Genomic DNA, 9,779 nt, shown 5'->3' with positions numbered 1-9,779 from the left:
CGCTTTACATACCCACTGTTTTCTGGTGTTTTCATTACACTAAGGTTTTAGTGTATCGCTATTTCAGGACGGGACAATATTTTATCATTAAAAAAGCGAACCAAATTGGTTCGCTTTTTTGTTTTTATTGAGATTCCTGCTTTCGCAGGAATTAAGTTAAATATGTAACGCTCTATCTTCAGTAGCTGCTAAAGCCGCTTCTTTAATAGCTTCGGTAAATGTTGGATGTGCATGAGACATTCTTGAAACATCTTCAGCAGATGCTCTAAATTCCATAGCCACTACGGCTTCCGCAATCATATCGGCTGCACGTGCGCCAATCATGTGAACCCCTAAAATTTCATCGGTTTTCTTATCTGCTAAAATTTTAACGAAACCGTCCAAATCCATACTCGCTCTACTTCTACCTAAAGCACGCATTGGGAAAGACCCTGTTTTATATTCTACACCAGCTTCTTTTAATTGCTCTTCAGTTTTACCAACCGCAGCAACTTCTGGCCATGTGTAAACCACGCCCGGAATTAAGTTATAATCAATATGTGGTTTTTGTCCCGCCAACGTTTCGGCAACAAATACACCTTCTTCTTCCGCTTTGTGCGCTAACATAGCTCCTTTTACCACATCGCCAATGGCGTAAATATTTTTAGCACTTGTTTGCAAATGGTCGTTCACTTCAATTTGACCTCTATCGGTTAATTTCACACCTGCAGCTTCTGCATTCAATCCATCGGTATACGGACGACGCCCTACAGACACTAAGCAATAATCGCCTTTAAACTCGATTTCTTCACCTTTTTTGTTATCGGCTTTCACAATAACTTCATCACCTACACGCTCTACAGATTTTACTTTGTGGGATATATTGATGTTGAATTTTTGCTTCTTCAATACTTTATTAAGTTCTTTTGAAAGGCCGCCATCCATGGTTGGAATGATGCGATCCATAAACTCAATAACCGAAACCTCAGCACCCAAACGTTTGTAAACCTGACCCAACTCTAAACCAATAACACCACCACCAATTACGATTAAATGTTTTGGAATTTCTTTAAGTTTTAAAGCTTCGGTAGATGTGATTACACGTTCTTTGTCAATATTTATAAAAGGTAAGCTGGAAGGTTTACTTCCTGTGGCAATAATGGTATTTTTCGCTTCAATTTCAATAGTTTTATCACCCAAAATTGTAATATGAGTTGCATCTTTAAAGCTTCCTAAACCTTGAAATACATCAATATTGTTCTTCTTCATTAAAAAATCGATACCACCTGTAGTTTGATCTACCACCGCTTGTTTACGGGCAATCATTTTTTCAAGGTTCACTTTAATATCACCAGGAATTTCAATACCGTGTTCTTCAAAATGCTTGATAGCATCTTCGTAATGGTGCGAAGAATCTAAAAGTGCTTTACTTGGTATACAACCAACATTTAAACAAGTACCACCAAGCGTGTTGTATTTTTCTATAATGGCAGTTTTCATGCCTAATTGTGCGCAACGAATGGCTGCTACATAACCTCCAGGACCCGAGCCTATAACGGCTACATCGTATGAATTCATATTATATTATTGAAGTTCGTTTATTATAAATTGAAACAAAAATACAAATGTTTTATGGGAAGTCAATAAAAAAGAAATCTTTAATAATGGTAATTTTTATTTCTATTACATTGAAAATAAATCCCGTTATAGATAAGAATCTTTTAAGTTAATTCTATTTATTCCTATAATTTTTCATTGGTTTTAATTGTATTTAAAATCCAATCCAGTTCTGGGTCTTTATGCTGTTTTATATCTTCAATCGTTGGAACAATTTCAACATCAGGCTTAATACCATAACCATCTGGAGTTTGCTTTTGAGGCGCTTCAATTTGCATTAAACCCATTCTAATTTTAAGTTTTGAAGTAGGCATTTCATAAATTTTATAAATACCTGCAACGCAACCATTGTAGGCGCCACCTGTTTCTTCACCTACAAAAACCGCACGATTGTTGGCTTTTAAATGTGTTGAAAGTAACGAGGATGCTGAAAAAGAATTCCCATTGATAAGCACATACAATTGCCCATTATAATTTAAAGGATGAGGTTCTTTTTCTTTTGAAAACCTAAGCTTGTAGTATATTTTATCATCCTTCTTTTTAGTTTTGATTAAATTCTGAACGATGATTGCGGGAGATACTAGAACCGTAGAAACCTTTACTGCCAATGGCATGGTGTTGCTCAATAAATATTTAAAATATGGCAAGCGCGTATTTACTTCACTTTCTTCAACAAGTTTATAGCTTTCGTTTGTTAAATAGGCATACAGGTAGTCAACCTCAGCTATTCTGCCACCACCATTATCCCGCAAATCTAAAATGAGATGTTGGGTTTTTAGGGAATCTAGCAACTCAAAACTTTCTTTATAGAACTTTCTATAATTCCCATTTGAGAAGGATTTTATGTTCATATACGCCACAGTACTATCTGCTTCCAAAAATTTGAAAGTCCGCGTATAGCCTTCTGTTTTATTGATAAAACCGTGTTTTCTATCAAACTTTCGTTTTTCTTTAGCTGCTTTTCTGTTTTCCTTTTTTTCTGACGGACTCAGTTTTAATGTTTTAGACGGTTTAAAGCTATCTATGGCTACGGAATCTTTCTTTTTTTCTTTTTCAACCCGTTTTAAAGTTCTACTGAATAGTGAATCCTTCAACTTAAACGTCATACTCAAACTATCTTTAAACCCTTTGTCTTTATAGTACAATGCTGAAAACCCCTTACCAACATATTTATTATAAAGTGTTTTGTTATACCCATCAGATGAAAACCATGTTTTGTAAATGTTGAGTAGATAATCGGTATCTTCATTGTCAATTTTAACTACTTCGCTACCAATTAGCGTAGAATCTTCTCCTTTTGTGTTTGAAACCCACAGTTTATTATTTAAATATTCAAAATCTAAATCGTAAAATTCAAATTTTTTCTTTTTCAATTTATTGCGTTCCTTTTTTGTGAAATGCCTATTTGCCGACCCCACCGATATGTGTCCTTGCTTTACTTGAGCCACAACGGGCGCTAACTTTTTATAAAACTCGCGGGAATTTATGGGAGTAACGATAGTTGTTTTTAAACTATCGAATTTAAAATCCAACACCGCTTTGGGTGTGTACTGGTACAGTTTTGGGTGGTTACTTTTTAACTGCTGATAAACTTTATCTACGTCGGTTTTTAAATCTTCAACAGCGTGTAAACGTGTTATTTGTTCGTTATACTTTTTAACGCTAGTGCAAGACCCCAAACACATTAAAACAAGTACAAACCCAATTATTTTCTTCATATAAACAGTAAATCGTTCAAAAAATAACAACAAGCTAATTTACTTGTATTTATTTCGCTATAACAGGTATTAAATTTTATTTAACTTTTAAATATAAGCCATCAGTTACTAAAAATAAATTTATGTAGTTTTGTGGTCGATGCAAAAAAACATAAACATACAAAACAAAAAAGCGCGCTTTCTATTTGAAATTTTAGATAAGTATACGGCTGGTATTGTGCTAACGGGTACGGAGATAAAATCGATTAGAAGCAGTAAAGCCTCAATTGCTGAAAGCTTTTGTGAATTTAATGAAAAAGGAGAACTTTTTGTAATCAATGCTACCATTGAAGAGTATGCTTTTGGCAATTATTACAATCACCGACCAAAAGCGGAACGAAAATTGTTGCTGAACAAAAAGGAACTTAAAAAATTACATAAAGAAGTTCAAAGTTCAGGGCTTACCATTATACCGTTGCGTTTGTTTATTAACGAAAAAGGGTTTGCTAAAATGGACATTGCCCTAGCAAAAGGTAAGAAGCTTTTTGATAAACGTGAAACCATAAAAGACCGCGACAATAAGCGAGATTTAGATCGTATTAAGAAAAACTTTAAATAAATTACAAACATTCTTTTAGGTAAATAATATGTTTAAAATAATGAAAAAATTGTTACTCCTAATTTTAATTTCTTTAGGAACTTCAACTATATATTCTCAAGGCAAAGGCAAAGAAAAAGAAACTCCAAAAGATTATTCTGAGAACGTGTTAACTATTAATAGTACCATCAACACTTTATATGCCACTATTTCCGGTGAAAAAGGAAAAAAAAGAGATTGGGCGCTTTTTAAATATTTATTCCACCCAGATGGAAAATTGATCACTTCAGGAAAGAATGATGAAAGTAAGTTTCAAATACGCTATATGAAGCCAGATGATTACATTAAAAGTTCAGGAAAATGGATAGTTGACAATGGTTTTATTGAAAAAGAAGTTCACAGAACTGTGGATGCTTTTGGTAACATTGCCCACGTTTTTAGTACGTTTGAATCGTTTCATAGTAAAACAGATGAAGAACCATTTATGCGTGGTATTAACAGCATACAATTACTTAACGACGGCACGCGCTGGTGGATAGTGAATGTTTTTTGGGATAACGAAAACCGCAGAAACCCGATACCTCGAAATTATTTACCTAAATAATAAAGTGAGTTGTTAAGTTGTAACGACTAAACAACATGCAACTTAACGATTAGACTGTTAATTTTTATCCTCCAATAAAGGCACAAACCTAAATTCTCCAAACTCGTGCTGTTCAAATTCTTTAATATCTTTTCTAATGAAAAGGGTCATAATTTGCACATCCTCGCCCACAGGTATTACTAACCGACCTCCTATTTTTAACTGACTCAATAAGGGTTTTGGTACAAATGGTGCGCCAGCGGTTACTATAATACCATCAAAAGGGGCCTCTTCTTTTAAACCTTTATAGCCATCGCCAAAAATGAGTTTTTTGGCACGGTATCCTAATTTGGGTAAAAAGATGTTGGTTTTTTTAAACAGTTCTTGTTGGCGTTCAATACTGTACACTTTAGCTCCTAACTCGCATAAAACCGCTGTTTGGTAACCACTGCCCGTGCCTATTTCTAAAATTTTGTCTTCTTTTTTTACTTGCAGTAATTCCGTTTGAAACGCCACGGTGTATGGTTGCGAAATGGTTTGTTCTGCTGCAATAGGGAAAGCCATATCCTTATAGGCATAGTCTAAAAAACCAGAATCCATAAACAAATGCCTAGGTATATTCCCTATTGCCTTTAGTACAGCTTCATTTGTTATGCCTTTGTTTTTTAATGTAACAACTAACTGTTGGCGTAATCCTTTATGCTTAAAAGTATCTTTCAATGTTGGTTTGGTTTATAGGGTAAAATTAGTTAAACATTTCAAGCTTAAAAAGTTTAAAATACAATAAATTTTATGTTGTTTTTAATGAACTGATTACAAACTTTCATAGATATGCAGAAACGGGAGTTTCAATAAAGGCATTTAGCAAATATGCTCGCACTAGGGATTACTCATGCAGGCCATTTTAAATTAATGAAATCGTGAATGCTTCGCATTTGAAGTGGAAAGCCCGACCCAAAGGGTAGTGCCCAAATAATTATTTTTGACTAAATTTTCGGGAGTATTTGTCAAATTCGTATCCTAATTATCTTATTTTTGTTGAAAACGTTAAAATATGATGCTAAAAGCTGGAGTACTTGGTGCTGGCCACCTGGGAAAAATTCATTTAAGACTTCTTAAACAATCTGACAAATACGAGCTTGTTGGTTTTTATGATGCCGATGAAACCAATGGCAAAAAGGTAGAGGCTGAATTTGGATATAAATTTTTCAATTCTATTGATGCGCTTATTGATGCTGTGGATATGGTGGATATTGTAACGCCTACGCTATCGCACTACGATTGTGCTAAAAAAGCCATTGCCAAAGGAAAACATATTTTTATTGAAAAGCCCATTACGAATACGGTTGAAGAAGCTGAACATATTAGGGAACTTTTGGCTGAAAACAATTTGAGAGGTCAAGTTGGGCATGTGGAACGCTTTAACCCTGCGTATTTGGCAGTGAAAGATGATATTAATTCGCCTATGTTTATTGAAACGCACCGTTTGGCGGAGTTTAACCCGCGTGGTACCGATGTGCCCGTAGTGTTGGATTTAATGATTCATGATATTGATATTATTTTGAGTGTTGTAAAATCGAAAGTAAAAAATATTAGCGCGAGTGGTGTTGCGGTTATTAGCAACTCACCCGATATTGCCAATGCGCGTATTGAATTTGAAAATGGCTGTGTTGCTAACCTAACCGCCAGTAGGATTTCGCTTAAAAAAATGCGTAAAGCACGTTTTTTCCAAAAGGATGCTTACATATCAGTTGACTTTTTAGAGAAAAAATGCGAGGTGGTAAAAATGAAAGATGCTCCTGATAGTCCGGGTGATTTTGATATGGTACTTCAAAACGCTGAAGGCGAGAAAAAACAAATATATTTTGATAATCCGCATGTGGCAAACAACAATTCTATTTTAGATGAGTTGGAATCTTTTGCAAACGCCATAAATACCAATACCGCTCCCGAAGTAACGCTTCATGATGGTACGGAGGCTTTACGTGTTGCTACGCAGATTATTAATTGTTTTTAGTAAGAGACACGGTAGACAAAATAAACTATGAAGCTTTAAACTTTGGAGCTTTGAAACTTTTTAAATCATTTCATGAAAAATATAGCTGTAATAGGAGCTGGCACTATGGGAAATGGTATTGCACATACTTTTGCCCAAAGCGGATTTAATGTAAACCTTATTGATATAAGTGAAGCATCTCTAAAGAAAGGTTTAGCAACTATTGCAAAAAACCTTGATAGAATGGTGGCTAAGGAAACCATTATGGAATCTAAAAAAGAGGAAACGCTGCAAAACATTTCAACCTTTACTAGTATTATTGAAGGCGTCAAACATGTTGATTTAGTGGTGGAAGCTGCTACCGAAAACATAGATTTAAAACTGAATATTTTTAAACAGTTGGATGAAGCTTGTGCAAAAGAAACTATTTTGGCAACCAACACCTCCTCTATTTCCATAACGCAAATTGCTGCAGCAACCTCAAGACCTGATCAAGTAATTGGCATGCATTTTATGAACCCCGTGCCTATTATGCCATTGGTTGAAATTATTCGTGGCTACAATACCAGTGATGCCGTTACTAAAACTATTATGGCTTTATCTGAAACCTTAGGAAAAATACCTGTGGAAGTGAACGATTATCCTGGGTTTGTAGCCAACCGTATCTTAATGCCCATGATAAACGAATCTATCGAAACCTTGTACAACGGTGTTGCTAGCGTACAGGAAATTGACACCGTTATGAAATTGGGTATGGCGCACCCCATGGGGCCTTTACAACTTGCCGATTTTATTGGATTGGACGTATGCTTATCCATTCTTAACGTGATGTACGATGGGTTTAAAAACCCTAAATACGCTCCTTGTCCGTTATTGGTAAATATGGTTAAGGCCGGAAAATTAGGTATAAAATCTGGTGAAGGTTTTTATGATTATTCTGAAAGCAAAAAAGCAGAACGTGTTTCTTCGCAATTCCTTAAATAAGTCTAGCTGTTTGTCGTGGAGTCGTTTAGTCGTAATTCCTTTTCGACTTAACAACAAACAACTTTATAATAATAAAAGGTTCGTCGGTTGTCGTGATTTGTTTAGTTGTAGTTTCTTTTTTCGACTTAACAACAAACGACTTAACAACATACAAATCAACAACATACCATGCACATACAAGAGAATCTTAAACATATAAAATCTACCCTACCCAACCACGTTATTTTGGTTGCCGTTTCAAAAACCAAACCCGTGAGCGATTTAATGGAAGCCTACAATGCGGGACAACGTATTTTTGGAGAAAATAAAATACAAGAAATGGTAGAGAAATATGAAGCCATGCCCAAAGACATCGAATGGCACATGATTGGGCACGTACAAAGTAACAAAGTAAAGTACATGGCATCGTTTGTGAGTTTAATTCATGGGGTTGATAATTTTAAATTATTAGCAGAAATAAACAAACAGGCTAAAAAACATGATAGAATTATCAATTGTTTGCTTCAAATAAAAATAGCTTCGGAAGATTCTAAATTTGGAATGAGGGTATCTGAAGCTTCCGAGATACTAAAATCTGAAGCCTTTTCAACATTAAAAAACATTCAAGTTATGGGTGTTATGGGAATGGCAACCTTCACCGAAAATAAAAATCAAATTAAAAAAGAATTCACTTTGTTAAAAACAGTATTTGATGATTTAAAATCGATCAAAACATTTAACTTTAAACCTGAAACCATTAGTATGGGAATGAGTGGTGATTATATCTTAGCCATTGATTGTGGTAGCAACATGATTAGAGTGGGGAGTAGTATATTTGGTGAACGGCTTTAGGCTTTAGGCTTTAGGCTTTAGGCTTTAGGCTTTAGGCAAAATTAATAACTTTGAAGCTCTGGGGCTTTGAAACTTTAAACTTTAAACTACTATTTACGCAATATTAGACATAGAAACCACTGGGGGTAAGTATAATGAAGAAGGCATCACAGAAATTGCTATCTATAAATTTGATGGACACAAGGTAGTCGATCAGTTTATAAGCCTTATAAATCCAGAGCGTGACATTCAACCCTTTGTTGTTAATTTAACAGGCATCAACAATAGCATGTTACGCAATGCACCCAAATTCTATGAGGTTGCAAAACGCATTGTTGAAATTACCGAGGATTGCATTTTAGTAGCCCACAATGCCCAATTCGATTACCGAATTTTATGCACCGAATTTAACCGTTTGGGTTTTGAATATATTCGTCCTTCACTGTGTACCGTAGAACTTGCTAAAGATTTAATTCCTGGGCAAGACTCCTATAGTTTGGGCAAATTAGTCCGCTCTCTCGGAATCCCCGTAACCGATAGACACCGCGCATCGGGCGATGCCTTGGCAACAGTTAAACTGTTCCAAATGCTTTTAGATAAAGACACTACTAAAAGCATCATCCAGCAATCTATCAGACTAAACCCCAAGCTTCAATTAGAACCAAGGCATTTAAATATTATAAAAGAATTGCCAACAGTAACAGGTGTTTACTACATTCATAAATCTGATGGTGAGATTATCTATATTGGAAAAAGTAAAAATATCAAACAGCGTATCAACCAACATTTTACGAGTACCAATCAAAAATCAAAAAAAATACAAGCACAAGTTACCGCTGTCACCTACGAAACTACGGGTAGCGAATTGGTAGCACTTTTAAAAGAAAGCGAAGAAATAAAACGCGTTAAACCTATATTTAACAGATCATTACGTCGCACTGTTTTTACGCATGCCCTATATAGTTTTGTTGATGACGACGGATACATGAACTTAAAAATTGATGCGGTGGATGGTCGAAAAAACCCAATTACTACTTTTAGTAACCGCCAAAGCGGAAAAAGCTTTATAACCAAAGCTGTTGAAGATTATAAGCTGTGTCAAAAACTAACAGGCTTGTACAAAACCAAAACCAGTTGTTTTAATTACGACATAAAAACTTGTGAAGGTGCCTGTATTCAAAAAGAACCAGCCGAAATATATAACCAACGCGTTGAAGCATTAATCAACAAGAACAGTTATAAAAACAAAAATATGTTAATTATAGATAAAGGCAGAGATATTGATGAGCGCAGTGCCATTTTGATAGAAAACGGCATATTTAAAGGTTTGGGCTTTTTCAATTTAAACTATCAAATAAACAATATTGAGGTTTTAGAATCTATTGTAACCCCCATGCAAAACAACAGGGATACCCAACATATCATTCAAAGTTATTTAAGGAAAAACAATAAAGCAAAAATAATTTTGTTTGATTAATAAATTTTAAGAAATTTATGACAATGTTTTAGGACAAA

9 protein-coding genes are annotated in these 9,779 nt (G+C 34.9%); 6 read left to right on the top strand and 3 right to left on the bottom strand.

Features of this window, described 5'->3' with window-relative positions; all coding sequences use genetic code 11:
* Nucleotides 1-156: 156 nt before the first annotated feature.
* Nucleotides 157-1,557 carry a dihydrolipoyl dehydrogenase gene (gene lpdA, locus ACGK9U_RS14185; RefSeq protein ID WP_394467080.1) on the bottom strand — a complete coding sequence of 467 codons (1,401 nt, stop codon included), beginning with the start codon at nucleotides 1,555-1,557 and terminating at the stop codon, nucleotides 157-159.
* A gap of 164 nt (nucleotides 1,558-1,721) precedes the next feature.
* Nucleotides 1,722-3,314 carry a S41 family peptidase gene (locus ACGK9U_RS14180; protein WP_394467078.1) on the bottom strand — a complete coding sequence of 531 codons (1,593 nt, stop codon included), beginning with the start codon at nucleotides 3,312-3,314 and terminating at the stop codon, nucleotides 1,722-1,724.
* Between the two features lie 139 nt (nucleotides 3,315-3,453).
* Here ACGK9U_RS14180 and smpB point away from each other — a divergent pair, with 139 nt between their 5' ends.
* Both smpB and ACGK9U_RS14170 read left to right on the top strand, forming a co-directional pair.
* Nucleotides 3,454-3,912: an SsrA-binding protein SmpB gene (smpB, locus tag ACGK9U_RS14175; RefSeq protein WP_394467076.1), complete on the top strand. Its 459-nt coding sequence runs from the start codon at nucleotides 3,454-3,456 to the stop codon at nucleotides 3,910-3,912.
* Nucleotides 3,913-3,952: 40 nt separating this feature from the next.
* Entirely contained in the window at nucleotides 3,953-4,495 is a 543-nt protein-coding gene (locus ACGK9U_RS14170; RefSeq protein WP_394467074.1) for a hypothetical protein, read from the top strand.
* Between the two features lie 57 nt (nucleotides 4,496-4,552).
* On the opposite strand, the gene ACGK9U_RS14165 is transcribed toward ACGK9U_RS14170, so the two are convergent.
* Nucleotides 4,553-5,194 (bottom strand): protein-L-isoaspartate(D-aspartate) O-methyltransferase, encoded by a 642-nt coding sequence (locus tag ACGK9U_RS14165; protein ID WP_394467073.1) that lies wholly within the window; start codon nucleotides 5,192-5,194, stop codon nucleotides 4,553-4,555.
* Between the two features lie 337 nt (nucleotides 5,195-5,531).
* Here ACGK9U_RS14165 and ACGK9U_RS14160 point away from each other — a divergent pair, with 337 nt between their 5' ends.
* From ACGK9U_RS14160 to ACGK9U_RS14145, 4 genes are all read left to right on the top strand, one after another.
* On the top strand, nucleotides 5,532-6,491 hold the full coding sequence (locus ACGK9U_RS14160) for a Gfo/Idh/MocA family protein (RefSeq protein ID WP_394467083.1): 960 nt from the start codon (nucleotides 5,532-5,534) through the stop codon (nucleotides 6,489-6,491).
* 72 nt (nucleotides 6,492-6,563) lie between these two features.
* A complete protein-coding gene (locus ACGK9U_RS14155; protein ID WP_394467072.1) occupies nucleotides 6,564-7,454 on the top strand; it encodes a 3-hydroxyacyl-CoA dehydrogenase family protein in 891 nt (296 codons plus the stop codon).
* 168 nt (nucleotides 7,455-7,622) lie between these two features.
* Nucleotides 7,623-8,285, top strand: a complete 663-nt coding sequence (locus ACGK9U_RS14150) for a YggS family pyridoxal phosphate-dependent enzyme (RefSeq protein WP_394467070.1) — start codon at nucleotides 7,623-7,625, stop codon at nucleotides 8,283-8,285.
* A gap of 91 nt (nucleotides 8,286-8,376) precedes the next feature.
* Entirely contained in the window at nucleotides 8,377-9,741 is a 1,365-nt protein-coding gene (locus ACGK9U_RS14145; protein ID WP_394467082.1) for an exonuclease domain-containing protein, read from the top strand.
* The last annotated feature ends 38 nt before the right edge of the window (nucleotides 9,742-9,779 follow it).

The sequence above is a fragment of the Mariniflexile sp. HNIBRBA6329 genome (assembly GCF_043558645.1).
Taxonomy (GTDB): domain Bacteria; phylum Bacteroidota; class Bacteroidia; order Flavobacteriales; family Flavobacteriaceae; genus Mariniflexile.
The sequence above is the reverse complement of the archived record's forward strand: the minus strand, read 5'-3'. Positions and strand labels throughout refer to the sequence as shown.